Here is a 24,056-nt window from a genome sequence, read left to right on the forward strand (position 1 = left end):
AATCGCGGCACAATGGTGCGGAAGGCGGAAAACATATGCTTGGTCTTGGAACACTCGCGAAGAAGGTCTTCGGGTCCCCGAATGATCGCAAGGTCAAGGCCTCTCGCCCCATTGTGGAGAAGATCAACGCGCTGGAGCCGGAATTCGAGAAACTGACCGATACCGGCATCGTCGAGAAAACCGCCGAACTGCGCAACCGCGCCCAGAACGGCGAAAGCCTGGATGACCTGCTGCCCGAAGCTTTCGCGAACTGTCGTGAAGCCGCGCGCCGTGCTCTTGGTCTGCGCGCCTTCGATGTGCAGTTGATGGGCGGGCTTTTCCTGCACCAGGGCAACATTTCCGAGATGAAGACCGGTGAAGGCAAGACGCTGGTCGCCACCTTCCCGGCCTATCTGAACGCGCTGACCGGCAAGGGCGTGCATATCGTCACCGTCAACGACTACCTCGCCAAGCGCGACGCAGAATGGATGAGCAAGGTCTACACCGCGCTCGGCATGACCACCGGCGTTGTCTACCCGCGCCAGCCCGATGCCGAAAAGCGCGAGGCCTACAAGGCCGACATCACCTATGCCACCAACAACGAGCTCGGCTTCGACTACCTGCGCGACAACATGCGCGCCAACCTGTCCGACATGGCGCAGCGCGGTCACAATTTCGCGATTGTCGACGAGGTGGACTCGATCCTGATCGACGAGGCGCGGACACCGTTGATCATTTCTGGCCCGTCCGATGACCGGTCCGACCTCTACACCCGGATGAACGAGGTCATGCCGTTCATTCAGGATGAGCATTACACCCATGACGAAAAGACCCGTCAGGTGACCTATACCGACGAGGGCAACGATTTTCTGGAACAAAAACTGCTGGAGGTCGGCATCCTGCCCGAGGGGCAGAGCCTCTATGACCCTGAGTCCACCACAATCGTGCACCACGCCACGAACGCCCTGCGCGCGCACAAGACTTTTGCCAAGGACAAGGAATATATCGTCCGTGGTGGCGAGGTCGTGCTGATCGACGAATTCACCGGTCGCATGATGGCGGGTCGCCGCCTGTCCGACGGCCTGCACCAGGCGATCGAGGCCAAGGAAGGCGTCAGCATTCAGCCCGAAAACGTGACGCTCGCCAGCGTGACCTTCCAGAACTACTTCCGCCTCTATGACAAGCTCGGCGGCATGACCGGCACCGCCGCGACCGAGGCTGAGGAATTCATGTCGATCTACGGGCTTGGCGTGGTCGAAGTGCCCACCAACCGCCCCGTCGCCCGGATCGACGAGGACGACAAGGTCTACCGCACCGGACGCGAGAAATACGAAGCCATCGTCGAAGAAATCCGCGCCGCCCATGAAAAGGGCCAGCCGGTTCTGGTCGGCACCACGTCCATCGAGAAATCGGAAATGCTGGGCCAGATGCTGACCCAGGCCAAGCTGCCCCACAACATCCTGAACGCGCGCCAGCACGAACAGGAAGCGCAGATCGTCGCCGACGCGGGCAAACTGGGGGCCGTCACCATCGCCACCAACATGGCGGGGCGCGGGACCGACATCAAACTGGGCGGCAATGTCGAGTTCAAGATCATGGAGGCCATCGCCGCCGATCCCGACAGCCACCCCGATGAGATCCGCGCGCGGATCGAAGCGGAACACACTGCCGATGAACAGGCTGTCAAGGACGCGGGCGGGCTGTATGTTCTGGCCACCGAACGCCACGAAAGCCGCCGCATCGACAACCAGCTGCGCGGCCGGTCAGGCCGTCAGGGCGACCCGGGCCGGTCCAGCTTCTTCCTGTCGCTGGAAGATGACCTGATGCGCATCTTCGGGTCCGAACGGCTCGACAAGATGCTGTCCACGCTCGGGCTTCAGGAGGGCGAGGCCATCGTTCACCCCTGGGTAAACAAGTCGCTGGAACGCGCTCAGGCCAAGGTCGAGGGCCGCAACTTCGACATTCGGAAACAGTTGCTGAAATTCGACGACGTGATGAACGACCAGCGGAAGGCCATCTTCGGCCAGCGTCTGGAGATCATGGCCGCCGAGGACATCAACGAAATCACTCGCGACATGCGCCATCAGGTGATCGACGATATCATCGAAACCTACATGCCGCCGCGATCCTATGCAGATCAGTGGGACACGGACGGGCTGCATGAGGCCATCAAGAAAGCCATGGCGCTGGATCTGCCGGTGCAGGCCTGGGCAGACGAAGAAGGCGTTGATGATGACGTGATGCGCGAACGCATCGCACAGGCCTCGGACGAGCAAATGGCGAAGAAGGCCGTCGATTTCGGCCCGGAAAACATGCGTCAGATCGAGAAGCAGCTGTTGTTGCAGACCATCGACACCAAATGGCGCGAGCACCTGCTGACGCTGGAACATCTGCGCTCGGTCGTGGGCTTCCGGGGCTATGCGCAGCGCGATCCGCTGAACGAATACAAGACAGAGGGCTTCCAGCTGTTCGAGATGATGCTCGATGGCCTGCGCGCCGACGTGACCGAGAAGCTGAGCCGCATTCAGCCTCTATCGCCGGAGCAACAGCAGGAGATCATGCGCCAGATGCAGGAACGCCAGGCCGCGACCCAGGCTGCCGCTCTGGGTGCTGCCGACGCTGCCTCTGCCGCCGCTGCGGGGCCCGACCCGGACTCGAACGCCGCGCCCGGATTCGACGAGAACAATCCCGATACCTGGGGCAATCCCGGCCGCAACGATGCCTGCCCCTGTGGGTCGGGCAAGAAGTTCAAGCACTGTCACGGCCGCCTGTGACAGGGGCAAGACAGGCAGGCTGACATGGCGGAGCTGTTCGAGCGGACCCGTGGCAGCCTGACTTTCCTGGCGGTCCATCCGGTTCTGGACCAGATGGCGCGCGATATCCTGAACGGGTTACCGGATGCGGCCTGTGACGGGCCGCCCACCACGGTCTATTGCGGTGTTCATCAGGAGTTCGGCGATGCCTGGTCCCGCCCCGGCTTTCGCATCGCCATCCAGACCGAACAGCTCTATGACGCGGGCGGCACCGCGCTGTGGCCGTCCCGTAAACGGTCCAACCTGCAACGCATCCTCAAGGCGGTGCGCCGGTCGCATCGGGTTTTGGACCTGTCAGCCTATAATGCCACCTTCTATGACGCAGAGCTTGGGCTGCCGAAGAACCGCCGCAAGCTGAGCTTTGGCCCGCATATCTTCCCCGCCACCCCTCAACCCTACACGCCGCCCACTCGGGACGAGATCCTGTTCTTCGGATGGACCGGCGGCAAGCGGCGCAAGGGCATGTTGCAGGGCATCGACCGGTTCAAGGTGACGATTGTCGATGATGGCACCTTCTTTGACGATCTGGATCAGATGATCCGTGCCCATAGCGCCGTTCTCAATATCCATTTCGAGGACGGCATCTATACCGAAGCCCCCCGCCTTCTCAGCGCTTATGTCTGTGGCAAGCCGGTGATCTCGGAACCGCTCGATCCGGGGTTCGAGGCCGGGCAGCACTATCATCTGCTTGGCTCTGACACGCCCTTCGATCCGCAGGCAGTGTTCGAGGCGTTCTCGACCCATGTCACCGGTCAGTTCAGTTTTGCCGCCTATCTGGACAGCCTGGGCGACCGCAGCACCTGATTCCCCTGCATTTCCCCCGCATCTCCGCAATATCGCCCCAATTGAGCGGGATTGTTTCCGGGTAGTGAGCCCGGAGACCGTCATGCATATCTCGCCCCGTATTATTGCCATTGCGACCATCGGATTGGGTGCCCTCACCTTCGGTGCCCTGATGAGCGAGGCGCGCTCGTCCAACATTCGTCCCCTGAGCTTGTCCGCCATGCGGGATCTGATCCAGAGCGATGTGGATGTGGAGCCGGTCGAAACGGTCTTCATGTCTTCCAGCACCGGATCGTCGGGGCAGGCCGTCCCGATTGAGGTTTCCGCAACGGAGGTTGTCCTGCCGGTGGAGGCGCCACAGGCGCCCGCCCTGCCGCAGCCCGAGCGACTGGCTCAGGCTACGGAAGCGACGACCACCATGACAGACCAGCCGCTCAGCCCCTTTGGCCTGCCCTGCGGCCTGTCCGTCAGCACGATGGCCAGCGAAGGCGCAATGGTGGCACTGGATATCATGGACCCCTGCCAGCCCCATTCGCGGGTGATCATCGAGCATTCCGGGCTGAACCTGACGGGCCGGACCGATGTGATGGGTCTGCTGACCATGGATGTGCCGGTCTTTGAAAGCCCGGCCTTCTTCACCGTGCGCATGCCCGATGGTGCCAGCGACTCCTCCCTCGCGATGGTGCCGGATCTGGACAGCTACTATCGCGTTGGCCTGCAATGGAACGAAAACCGGTCGTTGGAACTGCACGCGATGGAATTCGGGGCCACCTATGGCGATCCCGGCCATATCTGGCTGGACCATGCCGGCAGCGTGGACCGTGCCGTAGCCGGAGAAGGCGGGTTTGTCATGCAGGTAGGCAATGCCGACGTCGAAAACCCGATGCTGGCGCAGATCTATTCCTTCCCGCGCGACACGCTGGACGGGAACGGCAATGTGCGCCTGTCCATCGAGGCCCCGGTGACCGAAGCAAATTGCGGGCAGGATACGCTGGCCCGGACCCTGGAACTGGAAGAAGACGGGCGCGTTGCCGTCATCGAGCTGACCTTCACCCTGCCCGATTGTGACGCTGTGGGCGACTATCTGGTGTTGCAAAATCTGCTGCATGACCTGAGAGTTGCCTCAAACTGATCTTCACCGGCACCACGCTTCATGATTGTTCATGTCAGGGCGGCCGTTTTGGCCGCTCTTTCCATTTTGATGACGACCTACTTCGCCTCCGCCCAGGATGTGGAGCTTCGTTCGCTCGACGGATCGGTGGAATTGTCGGGCACTCTCATAGGCTTCGACGGCGAATATTACCGGATCGACTCGATCTTCGGCCCGTTGACCGTCGATGCGCAGGGCGTCACCTGCCGTGGGCCCGGTTGCCCTGATCTGGAAAACTACGTTGCCGAGTTGCGCTTCATGGGCGCCCCGGTGATTGCCGAGCAATTGTTCCCTGCACTGATCGAACGCTTCGCTGCTGCGCGCGATCTGACCGTCCGGCGGCAGATCCTTGCCGAGAACCGCTCTCTCTTCGCCCTTGTGCGTGGCGAGGATGAAACCCTCGCCGCCCGCTTCTACGTGACGTCCACCACCACCGATGCCGGATTTCAGGCACTGTTGGATCGCGACACCGACGTCGCGCTGGCGCTGCGTGAACCGGACCAGACCGAAACAGACGCCGCAGAGGCCGCCGATCAGGGCGATCTGTCGATGGTGGCCCGCAGCCGGGTTCTGGCGCTTGATGCTTTGGTGCCTCTGGTGGCGGTGACCAATCCCGTCGATGCGCTGTCGATGGAAGAGCTGGCCCGGATCATGGCAGGCGAGATCAGCAACTGGCAGGCCCTTGGCGGGCCGGACGCCCCCATTGCGCTGCATCTGATGAACCCGGAAACTGGCCATGCGCAGGACGTGGCGGCGCGGATCATGGGGCCTTTCGATCTGGAGCTCGGCAGTGTTGCCACCTTCCATACCGATACCACCGATCTGGCGGATGCCGTCGCCCGCGACCCCTATGCTATTGGAGTCGGTCGTTATTCCCGATCTGGAAACGCCCGTCAGGTCCCCTTGCGCGGGGCCTGCGGCTTCGTGCAGCACGCCACGGCCAGCAGTCTGAAATCCGAGGACTACCCCCTGACCGCGCCCTTGCTGATGTATCTGCCCGCTCGGCGGATGCCGCAACTGGTGCGCGACTTCATGCGGTTTTTTGAAAGCCAGGACGCTGACCGGGTGATCCGCCGCCTCGGCTTCGTCAATCAGGGGATCACCCTGCAACCGCTTGCGACGCAGGGCGAACGGTTGGCGAATGCCGTGACCGCAGCGGGTGAGGAGATTTCGCTGGAGGATCTACAGGGCCTCGTCACCGCCATGGCCGGGGCAGAACGCCTGTCGACGACGCTGCGTTTCGAGGAGGGAACGACAGAGCTTGATCCGCAGTCTCTGTCTGCAGTGTCGCGGCTGGCGCGCGCGATTGAACGGGGGGCCTTTGACGGGCGCGAGCTGGTTTTCGTGGGCTTTTCCGACGGGCAGGGCAGTGCCGGGGCCAATCTGCGCCTGTCGCGCGGGCGGGCCGAAGCGGTGCGGCTGGCGGTTATCGCAGCAGCGGAAGAGGGCGACCTGAACCGCGTCACCTTGCGGGTCGCGGGGTTTGGCGAAGCGCTGCCCATGGCCTGCGACGACAGCGAGGCGGGGCGCGCGGTGAACCGGCGCGTCGAGGTCTGGCTGCGCTGATCGCTATTCTGCGGCAGACAGCGGTTGCTTCAGCACCTGCTGCGGGGGCCGTCCAAACCGGCGCGAAAATTCACGGCTGAACTGAGCGGGGCTTTCATAGCCTACGGCGAAGCCCACCTGCGTGACCGATTGCGTGCCCTCTTCCAACAGGCGGAGCGCCTCTGACAGGCGCACATCCTTCTGGAACTGCAAGGGTGTGGTTCCCGTCAGCGCCTTGAAATGCTGATGGAAGGCCGATTGTCCCATCCCCGCCTCACGCGCCAGATCAGGCAGGCGCTGGGGGTGTGCATAGTTGCGCCGGATCAGGGACGCGACACGCGCAATCCGGCTTTCCTGACTGGTGGGCGACAGCAGCCGGCGCAGCATCCCCCCGGCGGGCGACATGAGCAGGCGATAGTGCAGTTCGGTCAACAGCAGGGGTGTCAGGACCTTGTCATCGGCAGATCCCGGTTCCAGTGCAAGCAGCCGTTCAAGCGTCTGCAACAGGGCCTTGTCTGCAACGGCAGATCGCATGACCCCGGTTCCGGTGGGATCCGGCGAAGGAAGTTCCGGCAGGCTGTCCGCAAGCGACCGGATCCGCGTCAGGTCAATGGGCATGATCAGTGCCAGATACGGCACCTGTATGATCCGGGCCGTTACCGGCGTATCATGGGACACGACCAGCATGTCCCCTTCCGCAAGATGTACGGTGCCCCTGTGGCTTGTCGTTTCTTTCGACCCTTGAAGGATCAGGCAAATGACTGGGTTGTAGACACTAGCCTCGATGAGCCGTGGTTGCGACTCTTTCACGGGGAAAACACCCCCCGGGAACGCCCGTTTGTCTGCGCCTTTTAGCCTCTGAATAAGGGAATCGATCCCTGTCTCTCGCATTGTGCAACCTCCTCGTCTCATAATGACAGACAATCCGGCGCCTTGGTGGAAAATCTACGACCTTCGCAGGATTTGACAAATCGTTTGGATTATCAGGCAAGCACGGTTTTCAACGGGCCCATAAGGTCAGCTCAACAAAGAGGAGACCTGATATGACACCCCTCCAGTCACGCTTTGCACTTGGTGACATCCACATACCCGCCGTCGGCTTTGGCACATACCTGATTGCCGACGATGACGCGGCGGGCGTTGTTGCCGATGCGATATCTGTCGGCTTCCGCCATATCGACACGGCAGCCGGTTATCACAACGAGGCCGGAGTCGGGGCCGGGATTGCGGACGGGATCGCCCGCGCCGGTCTGTCTCGCGACGACCTGTTCGTGACAACCAAACTGTGGCCCGGGAATGCCGCCTGGGGAGATCCGCCAAAGGGATATGACGAGACGCGCGCGGCCTTCGAGGCCAGCCGCACGGCGCTCGGCCTGGATGTGATCGACCTCTACCTGATCCACGCGCCCTCTGGTGCGGACAAGCGGGTGGAACAATGGCAGGCACTGTGCGACCTGAAGACCGAGGGGATGGTGCGGGCCATTGGTGTCAGCAACTATACCGAGGCACATATCGAAGAAATCCGCGCCGCCGGTCTGCCAATGCCCGAGGCGAACCAGATCGAACTGCACCCGTGGTCGCAGAAGCCCGATCTTGTTGCCTTCCTGCGGGCCGAGGGCATCTTGCCGATCGCCTATAGCTCTCTGGTGCCGCTGTCGACCTGGCGGGCAGAGCCGGGGCAAAGCTCTGCCAAGACGGAAGAGATGAAGGCCGACAGCCAAAGCGCAGAGTCGCCCTTCAAGACGATGGCTGCCCGCTACGGCGTCTCTGAAGCGCAATTGTTGCTGCGATGGGGCGTGCAAAGCGGGTTCCCCGTTTTGCCAAAAAGCACGAACGCGGATCGCATGAAACAGAACCTCGATCTGTTCAGCTTCGAGATTTCGCGGCAAGACATGGACATGATGGCCGCGATGGACCGGGGTGACGGGGTGGCTTGGGCGACGGGCGATCCGCGCGACATGGGGTAGGCGCGGGGGCTCTGCCCCCCGCTGTGATGCAGCCGGGCCATTCAGGTCCGGCAGAAAGACCTCAGATGAAATAGACCGCGTTGTTGCGGATCAGGATTTCTGCGGCAAAAAGGCCGAGGATCACGATCAGCGGTGCAAGGTCGAGCCCACCCATGGCGGGCAGCATCCGGCGGATCGGGCCGTAGATTGGTTCCAGCAACTGGTTCAACCCGCGCCAGATCTGCGCCACCAGCGGCTGGTGCATGTTCAGGACGCCGAAATTGATCAGCCAGCTCATGATGATATGGGCGATGATGATGAACTTGGCGACGCTGATCAACATCAGCAGGATCTGGATGATCGACAGCATGGCGGGCGCTTTCCTTTGCTCGAAACCAGCCCACAGGTAAGGGGGCAGGTCGGCATTGGCAAGGGCATGACGCAACGGCGCATGTTGACGCCGGCGACGCAGGGGGGTCTGTGGCGCTGGCTCGTCTGATTGCAAGGTTTCGCCGATGTACCCCGTTGCCCGCATGTTTTATCAGCTGGCGGTGATCCGTACCGCACCGCCCCTGCCGATTACCGGCACCCATGTCAGCCATCACCGATGCTGGCCATGGGATATCGACCTGTGGATGGAACTGAACAACGGGCGCACGCTGACCTTCTATGACCTTGGCCGGATCCCTCTGGCCCGCCGCACCGGGTTGATCGACGTGCTGCGGAAACAGCGCTGGGGGATGACGATGGCGGGGGCCTCGGTGCGTTATCGTGCGCGGATCAGAACGTTTGAGCGGGTCGAGATGCAAAGTCGCGTGGTCGGCTGGGATGACCGCTTCCTCTATCTGGAACAGAGCATGTGGAAGGGGCAGACCTGCTGCAACCAGATCGTCTATCGCTCTGCCGTGACCGACGGGAACGGGATCGTCCCAATGCACCGGGTGACAGAGGCGCTGGGGATCGATCCGAGATCGCCCCCCATGCCGGCTTGGGTGCAGGCCTGGATCGACGCGGATGCGGTTCGGCCTTGGCCGCCTTCAAGGTAATCTGCCTTTTTCATTGCCAAACTCCCCCAATGTCTGAATTCTGCCTGCACGGGACATGAGGGGCGGGACATGGCGGACGTTACACTGAAAAAACGCATCTGGGGCTGGTACTTCTTCGACTGGGCCAGCCAGCCGTATAACACGCTGATGCTGACCTTCATCTTTGGCCCCTATTTCGGCCAGACCGCCGCCGAGGCCTTCATGGCCAATGGCATGGGCGAGCAGGCGGCCGAGGCGCAGGCGCAGGCATTGTGGGGCTACGGTCTGACCATTGCCGGATTGATGATCGCGCTGCTGGCCCCGATCCTGGGCAGCGTCGCGGACACGTCGGGGCGGCGGATGCCGTGGATCTGGATTTTCTCGGCGCTTTATGTCGTCGGGGCCTGGGGCTGTTGGTATACCGCGCCTGAGGATTTCTCGGCCACTTGGGCGCTGGTGTTCTTCGGCATGGGCCTGATCGGGATGGAATTCGCCACGATCTTCACCAATGCCTATCTGCCGACCATGGGCCCGAAAGAGGAACTGGGCCGGATTTCCGGGTCGGGCTGGGGCTTCGGCTATGTCGGCGGCGTGGTGGCTCTGGCGATCATGCTGGTGTTCTTTCAGGCGGGCGACGAAGGCCGCACGATGCTGGGGTTGGAGCCTCTGTTGGGCCTCGATCCCGCGACCGGGGCCGATACCCGCGTCGTGGGGCCGCTGACGGCGCTGTGGTATGCGGTGTTCATGATCCCCTTCTTCCTGTGGGTGAAGGAAGCCCCCCCGCATGAGGGCGCCCATTACCGGATCGGTGAGGGGTTGCGCGACCTGTGGCAGACCATCAAGGGGCTGCCTCGCCATCCCAGCCTGTTGGCCTATCTCGGCAGCTCGATGTTCTACCGCGATGCGCTCAACGGGATGTATACGTTCGGCGGCATCTATGCGCTTGGCGTGCTGGACTGGTCGATCATGGAGGTTGGCATCTTCGGTATCCTCGCCGCCATCTCGGGTGCGGTCTTTGCGTGGATCGGCGGGCTGGCCGACCGCAGGTTCGGACCGATGCCGGTGATCGTGGTCTGCTGCGTGGTACTGATCTTCACCGCCTGCCTGATCGTGGGCCTGTCGCCCGAGGCGGTGTTCGGCATGCCCGTCGCGGAAGGGTCTTCGCTGCCCGACGTGCTGTTCTATGTGGCCGGTCTGCTGATCGGTGCTGCGGGCGGGGCTGTGCAGTCGGCCAGCCGCAACATGCTGACCAAGCAGGCCAATCCGGAACGCATGACCGAGGCATTCGGGCTGTATGCCCTGTCGGGGAAGGCCACGACCTTCCTCGCACCGTGGATGATTGCAGTGACCACGGATATCACCAATAATCAAAGGCTTGGGATCACCCCGCTGATTGCGCTATTCTGCATTGGATTGATCATGCTGATTTGGGTGAAACCCAACGGAGAAAGCGCCTGATGCTACGACGCGCCCTGTTTGCCGGATTTTGTGCGATTGCCTTGTCCTCCTGTGCCGGGGACAGCCCGGACCCGCCGCTGAACCAGGAACAGCGGGTGACGCTCAGCACCATGAGCGCGACCCCGGCGCGGCGACTGTTCGGTCACCTGCTGGATTCATCCGATGGGCAGGCGCGAGTCTATGGCGGCTATGCGCGGGGCTGTATCCAGGGGGCGGAGGAACTGCCCGAAACCGGCCCGACATGGCAGGCCATGCGGCTCAGCCGCAACCGCAACTGGGCGCATCCCGAAATGCTCGACTTCGTGCAGGACCTGTCCCGCTTCGCGGCGACCCTGCCGGGGTGGGAGGGGCTTTATGTGGGCGACATGGCGCAGCCGCGTGGCGGGCCGATGCTGACCGGGCACGCCAGCCACCAGTCCGGGCTGGACGCCGATATCTGGATGCTGCCGCCCGCCCGGCTGGACCTGACCGAGGCAGAGCGAGAAAGCCTGTCGTCGATTTCCACCCGCCGCGCGCGCGGGGCCTATGTGGGCGAGAACTGGACCGCGCAGCACTGGCACCTGCTGCGAGAGGCAGCGAGCGATCCGCGCGTGGCGCGTATTTTCGTCTTTCCCGGCGCCAAGGTCTGGATGTGTGACAACGAAACCGGCGACCGCTCTTATCTGCGCCAGATCCGGCCCCTGCACGGGCATCACTATCATTTCCATGTGCGCCTACACTGCCCCGACGGATCGCCCGATTGCGTCGAACAGGTTGCGCCGCCGCCGGGCGACGGCTGTGACGAGGCGCGGGCCTGGCAGCGCAATATCCTCAATCCGCCGCCCCCGCAGCCCGATCCGAACCGTCCACCCCCAGTGCGCGGGGAAATCATGCTGAGCGATTTGCCGAACCAATGCAGCCGCGTTCTGGTCAGCTCGCCCTGACGGCGGCCCTGGCCGCGGGGATCACCCTTACCGCCTTTGCGCAGGAACCGGGTCTGCTCGGGGCCTTCTCGATCCGATCGGCACACCCGATGGTCGGCGGGCTGTCAGCGGTGGAAATCACCGATGGTGGTGCCGGACTCGTTGCGCTGTCGGATCGCGGCGCGCTGATCCGGGGGCAGATCACCCGCAACGGGGCCGGGCGCGTGGTGGCGCTGGCCCTGGCCGAGCCGGAACTGTTGAATGCGAGGGACGGCTATCGCGGGGGTCGGGCGGCACGGGACAGCGAGGGGCTGGCGATTGCGGAAGATGGCCGGATGTTCCTGTCGTTTGAAGGCGATCACCGCGTAACGCTGCATCACGCCCATGGCGACACGATTCTGCCCGCCGCAGAGGGGTTTGCCGCGTTGCAGCCCAATGCCTCGCTGGAGGCACTGGCGGTAGATGCCGAAGGGATGCTCTATACCCTGCCGGAACGGTCGGGCGATTGGGATGCGGATTTCCCGCTGTTTCGCTACGCCAACGGGGCGTGGGACGAGAGCTGGACCATCCCGCGCGTGGGGCGGTTCCTGCCCGTCGGGGCGGATTTCGATGACCGGAGCCGGTTCTACCTGCTGGAGCGGGATTTCAGCCTGCTCTTTGGATTCGCCAATCACATCCGCCGCTTCGAGGTGACGGCGGAGGGCATGGCCGGGGGCGAGGTGATCTGGCAATCACCCCATGGCGGGTTCTCTAATCTCGAAGGGCTGAGCGTCTGGCGCGACGGGCAGGGCAGGCTGGTGGCCAGCATGGTGTCGGACGACAATTTCAGCCCGATCCTGCCAACGGAACTGGTTGAAATCATTCTGGAGTGACGCCGCCGGTGGCCAGAAGGCTTGCCAACGCCGGGTGCGGGAACTGGCGCGGCACGGTGACAGCGTAGAAGGGCTCTGCAATGCCGAGGTCGAAGGGGGCCGTGGCGATGCGGCCACTGGCGATCTCATCGGCAAGAACCACTGCGGGGGCGACGGCCAGCCCCACACCCTCGCGCGCCAGCAGGCGGACCATGGCCATGTCATCCACCGTGGCAGCGATGCGCGGGTTGACCTGAAGCCGGGCCAGAAGGTTATCCATGCCCGCGCGAATGGTGTTCTCCGTGGGCAAGATCAGCGGTTCGGTTTCAAGCAGCGCGCGGAGCGATCCGTGACGCAGCCGCTCGGGCTGGCCATGAAGCTGCACAGGCTGTTCCGCAAGGCGCTGCGCGGCGAAGTCGGTGCCCTGATCGCTGGCCGGAACCTCGGTTGTCAGCACCACGTCAAGCGCCAGCGCCGCGAGATCGGCCAGCAGGGTGCGCGTGTTGCCCGACCTTAGCGACACGTCGCAGTTGTCGGCCAGCGCGGGGCGCAGGAATTGAAGCTGGAAGTTGCGCGACAGGGTGGAGAGCGCACCGACACGGAGTGGCGGATTGGTCGTGTTGGTGCGGTTCAGCGTGGCCACGAGGTCTTCGCCCGCGGTGAAAATCCGCTCCGCATGATCGAGCGCGATGCGCCCCGCCTCCGTCAGGTCGAGCCGCCGCCCGACCCGATCAAACAGCTTGTGGCCGAGCCGATCCTCCAACTGCCTGATCTGAATCGACATGGCGGATTGCGAGAGGTTCAGCCGCTCGGCCGCGCGACCGAGATGGCCTTGGCGGGCGACCTCGCGGAAATAGCGCAGATGATGATAGTTGAGCGGGCCCATGTTCTAGAAAATAGAACGATATCAGAAAAAAGATATATTTTTTATTTCTATCTGACAGCGGTAGCCAAGCCCAGATCCAAACGGAGGGATATGCCATGGACCTGATCGCAACCATCGCCGCAACGATCCTCGAACAGTTGCGCAACCCCACGCTCGCCTTCCTGCTGGGCGGGCTTCTGATCGCCGCGCTTGGCAGCCGCCTGACGGTGCCCGACGCGGTCTACAAGTTCATCGTGCTGGTGCTGCTGCTGAAGGTTGGTCTCAGCGCCGGAATATCGGTGCGCGAGGCGGATTTCTGGGCGCTGATCGTGCCCGGGGTGCTGGCCATGCTGATCGGCATCGCCATCGTGCTGATCGGCAGCCGGACACTGGCTCGGCTGAACGGCGTGTCGAAAGTGGACGGGCTGGCGACGGCGGGGCTGTTCGGGGCGGTCTCTGCCTCCACCCTCGCCGCCGGGATGGTGATGCTGGATGAACAGCAGATCCCCTACGAAGGCTTCATCGGCGCGCTTTACCCGTTCATGGACATCGCCGCACTTGTCACGGCCATCGTGCTGGCGCGGGTCAGCGTGGCGCGCAAGGCGGTGGCCACCGGTGGCGGGACCGTCGCGCTTGGCGGGGGTGGCGCGCAAATCGACGGGCTGGACAAGGGCATGTTGGGCGACATCCTGACCGACACGTTCCGGAGCCCGGCGATTTCCGCGCTGCTGCTGGGGCTGATGATCGGGTTGCTGGCCAACGCCGACTCGGTCTTCCACGGCTTCTATGAACCGCTCTTCCGGGGCTTCCTGTCGATCCTGATGCTCGTCATGGGGATGGAGGCCTGGGCCCGGCTGGCGGAACTCAAGCGGGTGGCGCATGCCTATATCCTCTACGGGATCGCCGGGCCGCTGCTGCATGGGGCCATCGGCTTTGGCGCGGGGATGATCGCGCATGAGCTGACCGGGTTCTCTGCCGGGGGCGTGGTGCTGCTGGCGGTCATGGCCTCCTCAAGCTCTGACATTTCCGGCCCGCCGACCCTGCGCGGCGCGCTGCCAGAGGCCAACCCCTCGGCCTATGTGGGCACGTCCACGGGGTTGGGCACGCCGGTCGCCATTCTCAGCATCCCGGCGTGGATCGCGCTGGCCGAACTTGTGATCGGCTGGTGATGCCGGGGCGGCCTAGCGCCCCGGAATATCGCCCCGGCGCGCGGTGTCGCCCCAGCTATCTATGATCTCCACGGCCTCTTCCGCGGTTTCGACAAAGCGGAAGAGGTCAAGGTCTTCAGGGCTGATCGTGCCCGCGTCGGCCAGAGCCTCCCAGTTGATGATCTTTTCCCAGAAGGCACGGCCGAACAGCAGGAACGGCACCCGTTCCATCCGGCCGGTCTGGATCAGGGTCAGGCTTTCGAACATCTCGTCGAGCGTGCCGAACCCGCCGGGGAAGATGGTGATCGCCTTGGCCCGCATCAGGAAATGCATCTTGCGGATGGCGAAGTAGTGGAAGTTGAAGCACAGGTCGGGCGTCACGTATTCATTGGGCGCCTGTTCATGCGGCAGCACGATGTTGAGCCCGATGGAAATGCCCCCCGCCTCGGCCGCGCCACGGCTGCCCGCCTCCATCACGCCGGGGCCGCCGCCGGTGACGATGATGTTGTCGTGCTGGCCGTTGTTGAGGCTGCGTTCGGTGACAATCTGGGCGAATTTGCGGGCCTCGTCATAGTATTTCGACAGGTCTTTGAGGGTCTGGGTGCGCGCGCTTTCGGCCTTGGACGGTTCGGGGATGCGGGCGCCGCCGAACATCACGATGGTCGATTCAACGCCGTATTCATCCATGATCATCTGCGGCTTCAGCAATTCCAGCTGCAACCGCACCGGGCGCAGTTCGTCCCGGCACATGAAATCGTCATCGGTAAAGGCCAGCTGATAGGCCGGGGCGCGGGTCTGGGGCGTATCCGGCACATGGCGGGCGGTTTCGATATCGGTATGGGCGTCGCGGAACAGCCCGTCGCGGGCGTCGTCGTTCATTGGATGGTTTCCTTTCGGTCCTGGGCCAGGGTCCGACGCTACCTTGAGCAGTAGGGGGAGGAAACCCGTCATCGCAGGGATGTGAGAGGTGTTATTGCTGATTGAGCCGACGCCCCCCGTCCGATATAGCGCCCGGGACCAAGACATTTCGGAGGGACCAATGTCCAACGCTCAGCTGGAAGCAGCCATCGAAGCCGCCTGGGACGCACGCGACCAGATCACCCCCGCCACCACCGGCGAAACCCGCGACGCGATCGAGGATACGCTGAACGCTCTCGACAGCGGCAGCCTGCGCGTCGCTGAACGGCAGGACAGCGGCGACTGGCATGTGAACCAGTGGGCCAAGAAGGCGGTTCTTCTGGGCTTCCGCCTTAAGGATATGGAAATGCAGTCCGGCAGCGCCCAGGGCGGCAGCTGGTGGGACAAGGTCGACAGCAAATGGGCCACCTGGGGTGAGAATGAATGGGGCGCGGCGGGCTTCCGTGCGGTGCCCAACTGCGTGGTGCGCAAATCGGCCTATATCGCGCCCGGTGTGGTTCTGATGCCCTCCTTCGTGAATCTGGGCGCCTATGTGGACAGCGGCACCATGGTCGACACTTGGGCCACCGTGGGCAGCTGCGCGCAGATCGGCAAGAACGTGCATCTGTCCGGTGGCGTCGGGATCGGCGGCGTGCTGGAACCGATGCAGGCAGGCCCCACCATCATCGAGGACAATTGCTTCATCGGCGCGCGCTCCGAGGTGGTGGAAGGCTGCATCGTGCGCAAAGGCTCCGTCCTCGGCATGGGGGTCTTCATCGGCAAGTCCACCAAGATCGTGGACCGTGAAACCGGCAGCGTGACCTATGGCGAGGTGCCGCCCTATTCGGTGGTCGTGGCCGGGTCCATGCCGTCGAAGAACGGGATCAACCTTTATTGCGCCGTGATCGTGAAGCGGGTGGACGAGCAGACCCGGTCCAAGACCGGCATCAACGAGCTGCTTCGGGACTGATCCGACGGTTTGGCCGGGCGGTGGAAGGCGCTTCAAAGCGCCTTTCAAACGCGTTTTCGAAAACGCGTCCCCCGCCCGAGATTTTCCGTGCAGCCCGATCGCACCCTTGTGCTAATCTTCCCGCATCGAAACGATTTGGAGCGTCTGGAATGCAAGGATTGGGATGGATCGCGGCGATTGTCGTGGGCGGTTTGGCAGGCTGGATCGCCAGCACGTTCATGCGGGCCAATACCGGGTTGGTCGCCAATGTGATCCTCGGGATCGTCGGGGCCATCGTGGCAAATTTCCTGCTGCGGCTGGTCGGGATCAACGCCTCGCCCACCTGGATCTCGCAAGGGCTTGTCGGCTTTGCCGGGGCCTGCCTGATCATCTGGGGCGCGCGGCAATTGCGCGGGCGCTAAGCGTCCTCAGTCCAAAAAATTTCGACGGAAGGGCGCAACCTTCGCGTGTTACCCGGCATGAACAGCCGAGGAGGACGCGCGATGTGGAAAGCCCTGTTACTGACCCTGGCCCTCGGGCTTGGCCTGTGGGTGCAGGCCGGTGAGGCCCATGAGAACGAAGTGGATATCCGACTGGAGGGCGACCGGCTTTGCGTCACCTCCAATTCCAGCCCGAACCACGACATTGGACGCTTTCCGAACCCGGGCAATCCCAACAGTTTCTCTGAACAGACCACCCGTGTCTGTGTCGATGCGGAACCCGAAGACACGGGTCGGATCACCGGAAATGTCCAAAGCTCAGGCGTGTCGGTCACCGGTATTCTGTTCCGCCCCGGCACGGCCGATTTCTACGATGCCAGCAGCCCGCGCGGCTTTTCGCGCGATCCCTCATCGGGATGGCGGCTGGAGGGGATGGGGGCTGCGGACATGCTGGGGATGGATGCCGAGAACGCCCATGTGGATCACCGGGGCCTCTACCACTATCACGGCGTGTCAGAGAGCCTTGTTGGGTCGCAATCCGGCAGCCTGATCGGCTGGGCCGCGGATGGGTTCGAGATCCATTATATCGGCGACGGTGCGCAATCCGGCTGGCAGCTGCGTGACGGCACGCGGGATACCGCGCCATACGGGGCCTATGACGGCACCTATGAGGAAGACTGGGTCTATATCGCGGGCAGTGGCAATCTGGATGAATGCAACGCCGCCGTGGTTAATGGCACGCTGACCTATTTCGCCACCGACACCTATCCGTTTTTCCCCCGCTGCTTTCATGGCTCCGTCAGCAGCGATTTCATGGGCCGGCGCTGAGCCCCACTGTCCCTGAACAGCACGGTCCATGATGATCCCCCGCCTTCCATGCTCCGAAGGCGGGGGATTTCTGTTCAGCCCTGACGCTGTGACAGCGGGCAGGTGTTCAGGCCGAGGATGCGATAGAGCGGGCAGAAGCCCACAAGGCCGGTGGCCAGCGGCACGATGCCGATCCAGCCCCAGTTGGTCTGCGGCCCGACAAAGACCAGGGCGATAAGAACGATGCCCGCGATGATGCGCAGGGCGCGGTCGAGATTACCTTCGTTGCGAGGCATGGCGCGTCTCCTTTCAAGAGGCTTGCGATATGGGGGGAGTGTAGCGCCACTGCCGGGCAGACGGCGGTGACAGAGTCACCGTTCCTCTGCGGCAATCCGTTCCAGCCCTGTGCGGTCCAGCACCCTGACCCCGCCGCGATGCTGTTCCACCAGCCCCGCGCGCGCCATCTCCGCCATGCGGCGGCTGACGAAGGCCCGGCCAGAGGCAGTCTCAACCGCCAGCGCGTTGTGAGAGGCATGGACCTCGCCCGCACCATCCGCCAGCCGCAGCAGCACCCGCGCCAGCCGCGCGTCAAAGCCGGTCAGGGCCACCTCCTCGATCAGCCGTTCATATTCCCCGAAGCGGTTGGCGACAGCCGAAAACACCAGGTCACGGAAGGCCGGGTCGGTTTCCAGCCGGGTTCGGAACCGGTCGGGCGGCACCAGCTCGCCCTCCAGATCGGTTTCGGCCACACCCTCGGCGGAATAGGTTCGGCCCTCGACCAGACAGGAGAAGGTTTGCAGGCACATGTCGCCGGGGCTGACGCGATACAGAACCACTTCGCGCCCGTTGGCGGCGGTCAGCGTGACCTTGATCGTCCCCTTGTCCAGCAGCACCAGACCGGGGCAGGCCTGACCGGGCTGGAACAGGACAGTGCCCTTGGGAAAGGCGATGCGGCGGCGCAGGTCAGTCATGCCTTCAGGGATGAAACGAAGCGCGGCCCGCGTCAATGCCGATGGCGCGGCTTGACCGGGCGCGTCCAGGGGGCTAGGCGCAGGGCATGGCAAAGGAAAAGAAACAGCAACAGGTCTATACGCTTGTGGTCGAGGTTGGCCGCAAGACCGGTGACGGCTTGCCCAAGGGCGCGACCGGCGCGGGGCTGATGGTCTATGCCTCGGGCGTGGATGAGGCCGAGGCGGTGCGCGAAACCGTGGCGATCCTGAAACAGGCGGATCTGGCGCCGCTGGATGTTCAGGGCTACGGCACGCTGGACGAACGACGTGACCTGGGCCACGAGATCCCCGACGAGGAGATTGCCCTGATGCAACGCGCGGCGGATGAAAACTCTGTCATCGTGGCGCAGATGACCCCGTATTTCGGCGACGGGGACGACTAGGGTCAGCCGATGTTGCAGGCCATTCATCACGCTGCGATCATCTGCTCGGACTACACGCGGTCCAGGGCGTTCTACGTGGATATACTTGGGTTGCAGGTTGTGGCCGAGACGTTCCGGGCCGAGCGGCAATCGTGGAAGCTGGACCTCGCGCTCCCCGATGGATCGCAGATTGAGCTGTTCAGCTTTCCTGGCGCCCCCGCCCGGCCCTCCTATCCCGAGGCGCAGGGCTTGCGGCATCTGGCGTTTCGGGTTGCGGATGTGGCGGCTGCCATTGACTGGCTGGAGGCGCAGGGTATCGCGGTCGAGCCGATCCGTGTCGACGATCTGACGGGCCGCGCGTTTGCCTTTTTCAGCGACCCGGATGGGCTACCGTTGGAGCTGTACGAAGACGGATAAAATGCGTCAGGCTGCGAAGGACCGGTTCTGGGCCAGCATCCCCAGATAGGCCTGCGCCCCGGCGCGGTCGATCACGGTCCAGGCCGGAATGCGATCCGGCTCCGCCAGACGGGCGGAGGATCTTCCAGTCGCTTCCAGCACATCCGCCAACAGGGCCGTATCCAGCGCGCAGCGGCCAGCCAGCAGGCAATCGTGATCGTCCAGCAGCACGTGATAGGTGGTGACCATTGGCCGTTCGAGGCAGATCTGCGCGGCGCTGGCGCGGCGGATATCCTCGACGCGGGCCAGCACCTGCTCTTCTCCGAACAGGTATTCCACTTCGCTGCCGGCCAGCAGAAGCCTCTGGTTGCGGGAAACGGTGATGTCTTCGCTCAGCCCGAAATAGGGTGCGCGTAGGCGGATCGGGGCAGAGGGGCCGCGGGCCAGCAGATCGGTCTGGCCGATCCAGCGGACAGTCTGTTCCTCGTCTTTTTGCGACAGGATGCACATGCCCGGTTGCAGGTCCGCGACGCGCATCGGACCAGTCGGGGTTTGAACGCGGGTATCGCCTGCGATGCCGGGCAGCGGCTGGTTCGGCAGCGGGTGATTGGCGACGCCCGCATAAGCAACCGAAACCATCGGGCCGGGGGTTTCCGGCACGATCTCGGCCAGGCTGTTGGGGGCAATGCTGCCAGGATTCGCGGTGATGCTGTTGCCGGTCTGGCCATTGCTTAGGACGAGCTGGCCGGTCTTTCCCAACCGGTCCCAGGAATAGTGCAGCAGCAAGGGTTCGCGGGAAAACAGAAAGCCCGCGTCGGTCTCAAACAGGAACGCGCCCTGTTCCACGCAGACCGTGCCATTCGGGCGGCAGATGATACGCAGATCACGGGCGGTTCCGGTGCGGCCCTGCCAGAGGATGACGGGAACCTGAAGCTCCCCGCGAAGGCTCATCTCGAACCGGACCGTGCCATGGGACAGGTCCGCCATGCGCGCCCGCGCATCGAAATGCGTCAGTTTCCGTCCATCCCAGATCGCCAGCCAGCTCATGCCGAAACAATGCCCCTTATTCCACTGGATTGGACAATATCCGTGGAGTTGGGGCCGAAGTCGTTCGGAAATGTGAAAAGAATGTGGCTCAGCCGAAAAGGGCCGCGGCCTCAAAGCTGCGCAGGCTGGGTCTGGCCGATGCGCTGTAGCCGTGGCCTGTCGTCAGGTCCAGATCCGGGAAAAGTGAGATGATCTCCTCCCGCACGGCATCGTCAAAGCCCGACAGGGTCACAGGTCCGGGATGAAAGCTTTCGGTCTGCAACCCCTCGGACCAGATGATCTGATGCTCGTCAAAGAGCAGGTGGAAATAGTCCACCGTGCCGCCTTCGCGGACCCAGATCGAGCATTGGTTGACCAGATCCTTTGCCGCAATCAGAACCTCATCCTCGCCAAACAGCAGTTCCGCCATGTGGTGACTGACCAGAACCCGGTGCTGCGGCGACAGAACAAGGGTGTCGTGGAACCCCATGGTGCCGCGTTCGATGACGATGGGGGCGAACTTGCCGGTGGCCTCAACCGTGCGATTGCCGATCCAGCGGATGGGCTGCAACCCGTTATCGCGGGTTTCCACAAGGTCGCCGACGCGCAGCGCCTCGACCGGGATATCGCCCCGGTCCGTGCGAATCCGGGTGCCCGCCACGAAACAGGGGATCGTGGTGATGGTGACGAAAGCAGTGTCGGAGATGCCGTTCCCGCCGCCTGCCGCGGCCGTGTAGGAGAAGGTGAAATCCTCGGGCGTCGTCGGGGGCGTGTAGCCGGTGGGCGCCTCGACCAGCAGGGTCCCGTCAGCCTGAAGCGTTACGTCAAACCCGTTGCTGAGCGTCACCGTGTCGCCGACATTGACGGCCTGCCCGTTGATATGCGTGACCACCATCGTGTTCGCGGCCTGATCGTTGGCGATCACATCGACAGAGATATCCCCGTAGCCGGAAAACGTGGCAGTATCGTCATTGGCGAAGACACGCCCCTGCACCGAGTCCGCCGCAATCAGAATGGCGGAATCGTAGCTGCTGTCCCCAACATCCGCGATGCCAAGCCGGATGGTGTTCAACTGGTTCGGGTCAACCGTCATCGTGACCGACAGGGTCACGGTGTAGCCGTCCATCTCGGTATTGGCGCTGTCATCGGTGTTGCTGACATAGAGCGTTTCGTTGGACGTGTTGTTGACGTTGTTGATCTGGGCGATCTGGAAGACGGGGGAGGCGACCTCGACCCCGTTGATCCAGATCCCGACCGCATCGTTGAAGATCGACCCGACATATTCGGGGTACTCCTCGGATGCGAAGATGAACTGCATCGTCAGAGTATCACCCTCGGGGATGAAATCCGCCTCCAGGATGGCAGCGTCATAGGTGCTGCGCCCGGCCAGTGCGTTGAAACCGGAATCGTTGTTGACGCCACGCGTGTCTGTCGAGGTGCTGGTGCTGACGTTCGGATCGCCCGAGGAATTGGTGAAGTCGCGGACCCGCCCGGTGGATAGGATCACACCGGAATCGGACGGCGTGGCATTGGGGGAGGTCGTATCGCCATCGGACCAGATGCCAGAGGAATTGCGGTCGCCCGAATAGGACGCGCTGACAACGGTGACACCGTCGCCAAAGATGGTTTCGGCCATTTCAGTGGCCGTCGCCCGATGGTCGATCGTTAGTTCACTTGCCGTGACTGGCATGCGCTCCGCCCCAATTCATCGGCATGATCGTCGCGGAATACGTGGGAAAGCACCTGCCTGCTGGTGCGTTCTCTGCGTCGATAATGCCCATCTTTCTTTGTTTTGTCGCAGAATAGCCCTGTTCTTGTCACAAGTTAAGCCCTTGCGCATTCCGCCCTGCACTTGAGTCCCGCGGGCCACAAGTCTATCGCTGTGACACCCGGAATGAGGAGAGCCAGGCCATGACCGACCCGCAGAAACTGACCGCCGATCTGGTGCGCTGCGCCTCGGTCACGCCGGAAGAAGGCGGCGCATTGGTGTTGCTGAACCGGGTTCTGTCCGAGGCGGGGTTTACCTGCATTCGCGTCGATCGAGGCGAGGTGTCGAACCTGTATGCCCGGTGGGGCGACAAGGGCCATGCCCGGACCTTCGGCTTCAATGGCCACACAGATGTGGTGCCCGTGGGCGATGCGGCCGCCTGGACCCACCCGCCCTTCGGCGCGGAGGAGGAGGATGGCTGGCTCTACGGGCGCGGGGCGACGGATATGAAATCGGGTGTCGCGGCCTTTGCGGCGGCGGCGATTGATTTCGTGCGCGACACCCCGCCGGATGGGGCCATCGTGCTGACAATCACCGGCGATGAGGAAGGCCCCTCGACCGACGGCACCATTGCCCTGCTCGACTGGATGGAGGCCGAGGGCGAGAAGATGAGCGCCTGCATCGTCGGCGAACCGACCTGCCCGGAAACCATCGGCGACATGATCAAGATCGGGCGCAGGGGCTCCATGTCCGCGTGGTTTACCGTGAAGGGCAAGCAGGGGCATTCGGCCTATCTGCACAAGGTGCTGAACCCGATGCCCGCCGTGGCCCTACTGGCGCACCGGCTGTCCGCCCATGTGCTGGATGAGGGGACGGATCATTTCGACCCCTCCACCTGTTCCGTGACAACCATCGACACGGGCAATGCCGCGACCAATGTGATCCCGGCGGAAACGCGGATGGCTGTGAACCTGCGGTTCAACGATCTCCATACGGGCGCAAGCCTGACGGAGTGGCTGCAAGCCGAGGCCGACAAGGTGGCAGATGAAACCGGGGTGAAGATCGGGATGGAGGTGAAGATCTCGGGCGAGGCCTTCCTGACCCCGCCGGGGGAGCTGTCCGAGTTGGTCAGCAAGGCCGTGACGACCGAGACCGGCCTGATCCCGGTCCTGTCCACAACCGGCGGCACCTCCGACGCGCGCTTCGTCAAATCGCACTGTCCGGTGGTGGAGTTTGGCCTTGTCGGCCACCGCATGCATCAGGTGGATGAACGGGTCTGGATCGAGGATATCCACGCGCTGAAACGCATCTATGCCCGCATCCTGAGCGATTATTTCGCCACATGATCTGCCCCACCGTCGTCGTGATGGTGAAGGAACCGCGCCCGGGTCGGGTCAAGACACGATTGGCAAAGGGGATCGGCCGGGTTCCGGCGGCGTGGTGGTATCGCCATCAGTCCGCGCGCCTGCTGCGCCGGCTGCGCGACCCGCGCTGGCATCTGGCTCTGGCGGTGTCCCCGGATGCGGAAGGGCTGGCCAGTCGCATCTGGCCGGATGATCTGCCGCGCATCCCGCAGGGTGGCGGCGACCTCGGCGCACGCATGGCGCGACTTCTGGCGCTGCCCGGCCCGGTTCTGGTCATTGGCAGCGATATTCCGGGGGTTACCCGCGCTCATCTGGCGCGTGCGTTTCGGACCTTGGCCACCCATGACGCCGTATTCGGACCCGCCCCCGATGGCGGCTATTGGCTGATCGGTCTGGGCCCGCGCCCCGCCCCGCCGGGGTTCCTGAAAGGGGTGCGCTGGTCCGGGCCGCATGCGCTGGCCGACAGCAGGGCAACCCTTGGCGACCGGCGGATTGCACAGGTGGACATGTTGGCGGATGTCGACTGCGCAGAGGACCTGTTGCGCGGAAAGATTGCTGTGAACGATCCGATTCGCTAGGATTCCGCCAGAGCAGTCACGGGGCCAAAGACCCCGGCAACCGATAAGAGGCAG

The 24,056-nt window shown here is 63.4% G+C and carries 25 protein-coding genes; 17 read left to right on the plus strand and 8 right to left on the minus strand.

All coding sequences use genetic code 11. The annotated features are described in order from the left end of the window. Window positions 1–35: 35 nt before the first annotated feature. The 4 genes from secA to EP237_RS16110 all read left to right on the plus strand — a co-directional run bounded on the left by secA (window position 36) and on the right by EP237_RS16110 (window position 6,291). Entirely contained in the window at window positions 36–2,753 is a 2,718-nt protein-coding gene (gene secA / locus EP237_RS16095; RefSeq protein WP_127561928.1) for a preprotein translocase subunit SecA, read from the plus strand. 24 nt (window positions 2,754–2,777) lie between these two features. After that, window positions 2,778–3,596 (plus strand): hypothetical protein, encoded by an 819-nt coding sequence (locus EP237_RS16100; RefSeq protein WP_127561929.1) that lies wholly within the window; start codon window positions 2,778–2,780, stop codon window positions 3,594–3,596. 82 nt (window positions 3,597–3,678) lie between these two features. Beyond that, window positions 3,679–4,707 carry a hypothetical protein gene (locus tag EP237_RS16105; RefSeq protein ID WP_127561930.1) on the plus strand — a complete coding sequence of 343 codons (1,029 nt, stop codon included), beginning with the start codon at window positions 3,679–3,681 and terminating at the stop codon, window positions 4,705–4,707. A gap of 69 nt (window positions 4,708–4,776) precedes the next feature. Further along, entirely contained in the window at window positions 4,777–6,291 is a 1,515-nt protein-coding gene (locus EP237_RS16110) for a phosphate ABC transporter substrate-binding/OmpA family protein (RefSeq protein WP_240661671.1), read from the plus strand. A gap of 3 nt (window positions 6,292–6,294) precedes the next feature. Here the strand turns inward: EP237_RS16110 and EP237_RS16115 are convergent, their stop codons facing one another. Next, window positions 6,295–7,182, minus strand: a complete 888-nt coding sequence (locus EP237_RS16115; RefSeq protein ID WP_127561931.1) for an AraC family transcriptional regulator N-terminal domain-containing protein — start codon at window positions 7,180–7,182, stop codon at window positions 6,295–6,297. Between the two features lie 131 nt (window positions 7,183–7,313). Between EP237_RS16115 and EP237_RS16120 the strand changes: the two genes are divergently transcribed. Then, the gene (locus tag EP237_RS16120) at window positions 7,314–8,237 is read left to right on the plus strand and encodes an aldo/keto reductase (RefSeq protein ID WP_127561932.1); all 924 of its coding nucleotides are present in this window, start codon (window positions 7,314–7,316) and stop codon (window positions 8,235–8,237) included. Window positions 8,238–8,298: 61 nt separating this feature from the next. Here EP237_RS16120 and EP237_RS16125 read toward each other — a convergent pair whose 3' ends face one another. Then, window positions 8,299–8,586: a YggT family protein gene (locus tag EP237_RS16125; protein ID WP_127561933.1), complete on the minus strand. Its 288-nt coding sequence runs from the start codon at window positions 8,584–8,586 to the stop codon at window positions 8,299–8,301. A gap of 145 nt (window positions 8,587–8,731) precedes the next feature. Between EP237_RS16125 and EP237_RS16130 the strand changes: the two genes are divergently transcribed. The 4 genes from EP237_RS16130 to EP237_RS16145 all read left to right on the plus strand — a co-directional run bounded on the left by EP237_RS16130 (window position 8,732) and on the right by EP237_RS16145 (window position 12,473). Beyond that, a complete protein-coding gene (locus EP237_RS16130) occupies window positions 8,732–9,262 on the plus strand; it encodes an acyl-CoA thioesterase (RefSeq protein ID WP_127561934.1) in 531 nt (176 codons plus the stop codon). A gap of 69 nt (window positions 9,263–9,331) precedes the next feature. After that, the gene (locus tag EP237_RS16135) at window positions 9,332–10,699 is read left to right on the plus strand and encodes an MFS transporter (RefSeq protein ID WP_127561935.1); all 1,368 of its coding nucleotides are present in this window, start codon (window positions 9,332–9,334) and stop codon (window positions 10,697–10,699) included. Then, a complete protein-coding gene (gene mepA / locus EP237_RS16140) occupies window positions 10,699–11,622 on the plus strand; it encodes a penicillin-insensitive murein endopeptidase (RefSeq protein WP_127561936.1) in 924 nt (307 codons plus the stop codon). The genes EP237_RS16135 and mepA overlap by 1 nt, the downstream gene beginning before the upstream one ends. Continuing rightward, a complete protein-coding gene (locus tag EP237_RS16145) occupies window positions 11,592–12,473 on the plus strand; it encodes an esterase-like activity of phytase family protein (RefSeq protein ID WP_127561937.1) in 882 nt (293 codons plus the stop codon). Before mepA ends, EP237_RS16145 begins: the two co-directional genes overlap by 31 nt. Here the strand turns inward: EP237_RS16145 and EP237_RS16150 are convergent. Further along, complete coding sequence (locus EP237_RS16150) at window positions 12,460–13,338, minus strand: LysR family transcriptional regulator (protein WP_127561938.1); 879 nt, start codon at window positions 13,336–13,338, stop codon at window positions 12,460–12,462. The genes EP237_RS16145 and EP237_RS16150 overlap by 14 nt on opposite strands. 95 nt (window positions 13,339–13,433) lie before the next feature. Between EP237_RS16150 and EP237_RS16155 the strand changes: the two genes are divergently transcribed. After that, window positions 13,434–14,486: a sodium-dependent bicarbonate transport family permease gene (locus tag EP237_RS16155; protein WP_127561939.1), complete on the plus strand. Its 1,053-nt coding sequence runs from the start codon at window positions 13,434–13,436 to the stop codon at window positions 14,484–14,486. Between the two features lie 12 nt (window positions 14,487–14,498). On the opposite strand, the gene EP237_RS16160 is transcribed toward EP237_RS16155, so the two are convergent. Further along, window positions 14,499–15,344, minus strand: a complete 846-nt coding sequence (locus EP237_RS16160) for an LOG family protein (RefSeq protein WP_127561940.1) — start codon at window positions 15,342–15,344, stop codon at window positions 14,499–14,501. A 160-nt stretch (window positions 15,345–15,504) separates the two neighbouring features. On the opposite strand from EP237_RS16160, the gene dapD reads away from it, so the two are divergent. From dapD to EP237_RS16175, 3 genes are all read left to right on the plus strand, one after another. Continuing rightward, the gene (gene dapD / locus EP237_RS16165; RefSeq protein WP_127561941.1) at window positions 15,505–16,332 is read left to right on the plus strand and encodes a 2,3,4,5-tetrahydropyridine-2,6-dicarboxylate N-succinyltransferase; all 828 of its coding nucleotides are present in this window, start codon (window positions 15,505–15,507) and stop codon (window positions 16,330–16,332) included. A 149-nt stretch (window positions 16,333–16,481) separates the two neighbouring features. After that, window positions 16,482–16,733: a GlsB/YeaQ/YmgE family stress response membrane protein gene (locus EP237_RS16170; RefSeq protein WP_127561942.1), complete on the plus strand. Its 252-nt coding sequence runs from the start codon at window positions 16,482–16,484 to the stop codon at window positions 16,731–16,733. Between the two features lie 81 nt (window positions 16,734–16,814). Continuing rightward, entirely contained in the window at window positions 16,815–17,579 is a 765-nt protein-coding gene (locus EP237_RS16175) for a YHYH protein (protein WP_164744736.1), read from the plus strand. 74 nt (window positions 17,580–17,653) lie between these two features. Here the strand turns inward: EP237_RS16175 and EP237_RS16180 are convergent, their stop codons facing one another. Both EP237_RS16180 and EP237_RS16185 read right to left on the minus strand, forming a co-directional pair. After that, window positions 17,654–17,854, minus strand: a complete 201-nt coding sequence (locus EP237_RS16180; RefSeq protein WP_127561944.1) for a YgaP family membrane protein — start codon at window positions 17,852–17,854, stop codon at window positions 17,654–17,656. Between the two features lie 75 nt (window positions 17,855–17,929). Beyond that, window positions 17,930–18,529 carry a Crp/Fnr family transcriptional regulator gene (locus EP237_RS16185; RefSeq protein WP_127561945.1) on the minus strand — a complete coding sequence of 200 codons (600 nt, stop codon included), beginning with the start codon at window positions 18,527–18,529 and terminating at the stop codon, window positions 17,930–17,932. Between the two features lie 86 nt (window positions 18,530–18,615). Between EP237_RS16185 and EP237_RS16190 the strand changes: the two genes are divergently transcribed. Then, the gene (locus tag EP237_RS16190) at window positions 18,616–18,951 is read left to right on the plus strand and encodes a hypothetical protein (protein WP_127561946.1); all 336 of its coding nucleotides are present in this window, start codon (window positions 18,616–18,618) and stop codon (window positions 18,949–18,951) included. A 9-nt stretch (window positions 18,952–18,960) separates the two neighbouring features. Then, window positions 18,961–19,347 (plus strand): SMU1112c/YaeR family gloxylase I-like metalloprotein, encoded by a 387-nt coding sequence (gloA2, locus tag EP237_RS16195; RefSeq protein WP_127561947.1) that lies wholly within the window; start codon window positions 18,961–18,963, stop codon window positions 19,345–19,347. Window positions 19,348–19,353: 6 nt separating this feature from the next. Here gloA2 and EP237_RS16200 read toward each other — a convergent pair whose 3' ends face one another. Next, window positions 19,354–20,373: a Hint domain-containing protein gene (locus tag EP237_RS16200; RefSeq protein ID WP_127561948.1), complete on the minus strand. Its 1,020-nt coding sequence runs from the start codon at window positions 20,371–20,373 to the stop codon at window positions 19,354–19,356. A gap of 88 nt (window positions 20,374–20,461) precedes the next feature. After that, window positions 20,462–22,042: a choice-of-anchor L domain-containing protein gene (locus tag EP237_RS16205; RefSeq protein ID WP_127561949.1), complete on the minus strand. Its 1,581-nt coding sequence runs from the start codon at window positions 22,040–22,042 to the stop codon at window positions 20,462–20,464. A 221-nt stretch (window positions 22,043–22,263) separates the two neighbouring features. Between EP237_RS16205 and dapE the strand changes: the two genes are divergently transcribed. Next, entirely contained in the window at window positions 22,264–23,406 is a 1,143-nt protein-coding gene (gene dapE / locus EP237_RS16210; RefSeq protein WP_127561950.1) for a succinyl-diaminopimelate desuccinylase, read from the plus strand. Beyond that, the gene (locus EP237_RS16215; RefSeq protein ID WP_420812529.1) at window positions 23,403–24,002 is read left to right on the plus strand and encodes a TIGR04282 family arsenosugar biosynthesis glycosyltransferase; all 600 of its coding nucleotides are present in this window, start codon (window positions 23,403–23,405) and stop codon (window positions 24,000–24,002) included. The genes dapE and EP237_RS16215 overlap by 4 nt, the downstream gene beginning before the upstream one ends. Window positions 24,003–24,056 lie beyond the last annotated feature (54 nt).

This window comes from Nioella ostreopsis (genome assembly GCF_004000255.1).
In the GTDB taxonomy this organism is placed as follows: Bacteria; Pseudomonadota; Alphaproteobacteria; order Rhodobacterales; family Rhodobacteraceae; genus Nioella; species Nioella ostreopsis.

What these genes read in the sequence shown, in the direction of transcription:
- EP237_RS16110 (WP_240661671.1), top strand. Translation starts at nt 4,777, where the DNA reads ATGACGACCTACTTCGCCTCCGCCCAGGATGTGGAGCTTCGTTCGCTC.
- EP237_RS16105 (WP_127561930.1), top strand. Translation starts at nt 3,679, where the DNA reads ATGCATATCTCGCCCCGTATTATTGCCATTGCGACCATCGGATTGGGT.
- EP237_RS16190 (WP_127561946.1), top strand. Translation starts at nt 18,616, where the DNA reads ATGGCAAAGGAAAAGAAACAGCAACAGGTCTATACGCTTGTGGTCGAG.
- EP237_RS16155 (WP_127561939.1), top strand. Translation starts at nt 13,434, where the DNA reads ATGGACCTGATCGCAACCATCGCCGCAACGATCCTCGAACAGTTGCGC.
- EP237_RS16150 (WP_127561938.1), bottom strand. Translation starts at nt 13,338, where the DNA reads ATGGGCCCGCTCAACTATCATCATCTGCGCTATTTCCGCGAGGTCGCC.
- dapE (WP_127561950.1), top strand. Translation starts at nt 22,264, where the DNA reads ATGACCGACCCGCAGAAACTGACCGCCGATCTGGTGCGCTGCGCCTCG.
- dapD (WP_127561941.1), top strand. Translation starts at nt 15,505, where the DNA reads ATGTCCAACGCTCAGCTGGAAGCAGCCATCGAAGCCGCCTGGGACGCA.
- EP237_RS16145 (WP_127561937.1), top strand. Translation starts at nt 11,592, where the DNA reads ATGCAGCCGCGTTCTGGTCAGCTCGCCCTGACGGCGGCCCTGGCCGCG.
- secA (WP_127561928.1), top strand. Translation starts at nt 36, where the DNA reads ATGCTTGGTCTTGGAACACTCGCGAAGAAGGTCTTCGGGTCCCCGAAT.
- gloA2 (WP_127561947.1), top strand. Translation starts at nt 18,961, where the DNA reads ATGTTGCAGGCCATTCATCACGCTGCGATCATCTGCTCGGACTACACG.
- EP237_RS16160 (WP_127561940.1), bottom strand. Translation starts at nt 15,344, where the DNA reads ATGAACGACGACGCCCGCGACGGGCTGTTCCGCGACGCCCATACCGAT.
- EP237_RS16180 (WP_127561944.1), bottom strand. Translation starts at nt 17,854, where the DNA reads ATGCCTCGCAACGAAGGTAATCTCGACCGCGCCCTGCGCATCATCGCG.
- mepA (WP_127561936.1), top strand. Translation starts at nt 10,699, where the DNA reads ATGCTACGACGCGCCCTGTTTGCCGGATTTTGTGCGATTGCCTTGTCC.
- EP237_RS16170 (WP_127561942.1), top strand. Translation starts at nt 16,482, where the DNA reads ATGCAAGGATTGGGATGGATCGCGGCGATTGTCGTGGGCGGTTTGGCA.
- EP237_RS16200 (WP_127561948.1), bottom strand. Translation starts at nt 20,373, where the DNA reads ATGAGCTGGCTGGCGATCTGGGATGGACGGAAACTGACGCATTTCGAT.
- EP237_RS16215 (WP_420812529.1), top strand. Translation starts at nt 23,403, where the DNA reads ATGATCTGCCCCACCGTCGTCGTGATGGTGAAGGAACCGCGCCCGGGT.
- EP237_RS16115 (WP_127561931.1), bottom strand. Translation starts at nt 7,182, where the DNA reads ATGAGACGAGGAGGTTGCACAATGCGAGAGACAGGGATCGATTCCCTT.
- EP237_RS16135 (WP_127561935.1), top strand. Translation starts at nt 9,332, where the DNA reads ATGGCGGACGTTACACTGAAAAAACGCATCTGGGGCTGGTACTTCTTC.
- EP237_RS16185 (WP_127561945.1), bottom strand. Translation starts at nt 18,529, where the DNA reads ATGACTGACCTGCGCCGCCGCATCGCCTTTCCCAAGGGCACTGTCCTG.
- EP237_RS16125 (WP_127561933.1), bottom strand. Translation starts at nt 8,586, where the DNA reads ATGCTGTCGATCATCCAGATCCTGCTGATGTTGATCAGCGTCGCCAAG.
- EP237_RS16130 (WP_127561934.1), top strand. Translation starts at nt 8,732, where the DNA reads ATGTACCCCGTTGCCCGCATGTTTTATCAGCTGGCGGTGATCCGTACC.
- EP237_RS16120 (WP_127561932.1), top strand. Translation starts at nt 7,314, where the DNA reads ATGACACCCCTCCAGTCACGCTTTGCACTTGGTGACATCCACATACCC.
- EP237_RS16205 (WP_127561949.1), bottom strand. Translation starts at nt 22,042, where the DNA reads ATGCCAGTCACGGCAAGTGAACTAACGATCGACCATCGGGCGACGGCC.
- EP237_RS16175 (WP_164744736.1), top strand. Translation starts at nt 16,815, where the DNA reads ATGTGGAAAGCCCTGTTACTGACCCTGGCCCTCGGGCTTGGCCTGTGG.
- EP237_RS16100 (WP_127561929.1), top strand. Translation starts at nt 2,778, where the DNA reads ATGGCGGAGCTGTTCGAGCGGACCCGTGGCAGCCTGACTTTCCTGGCG.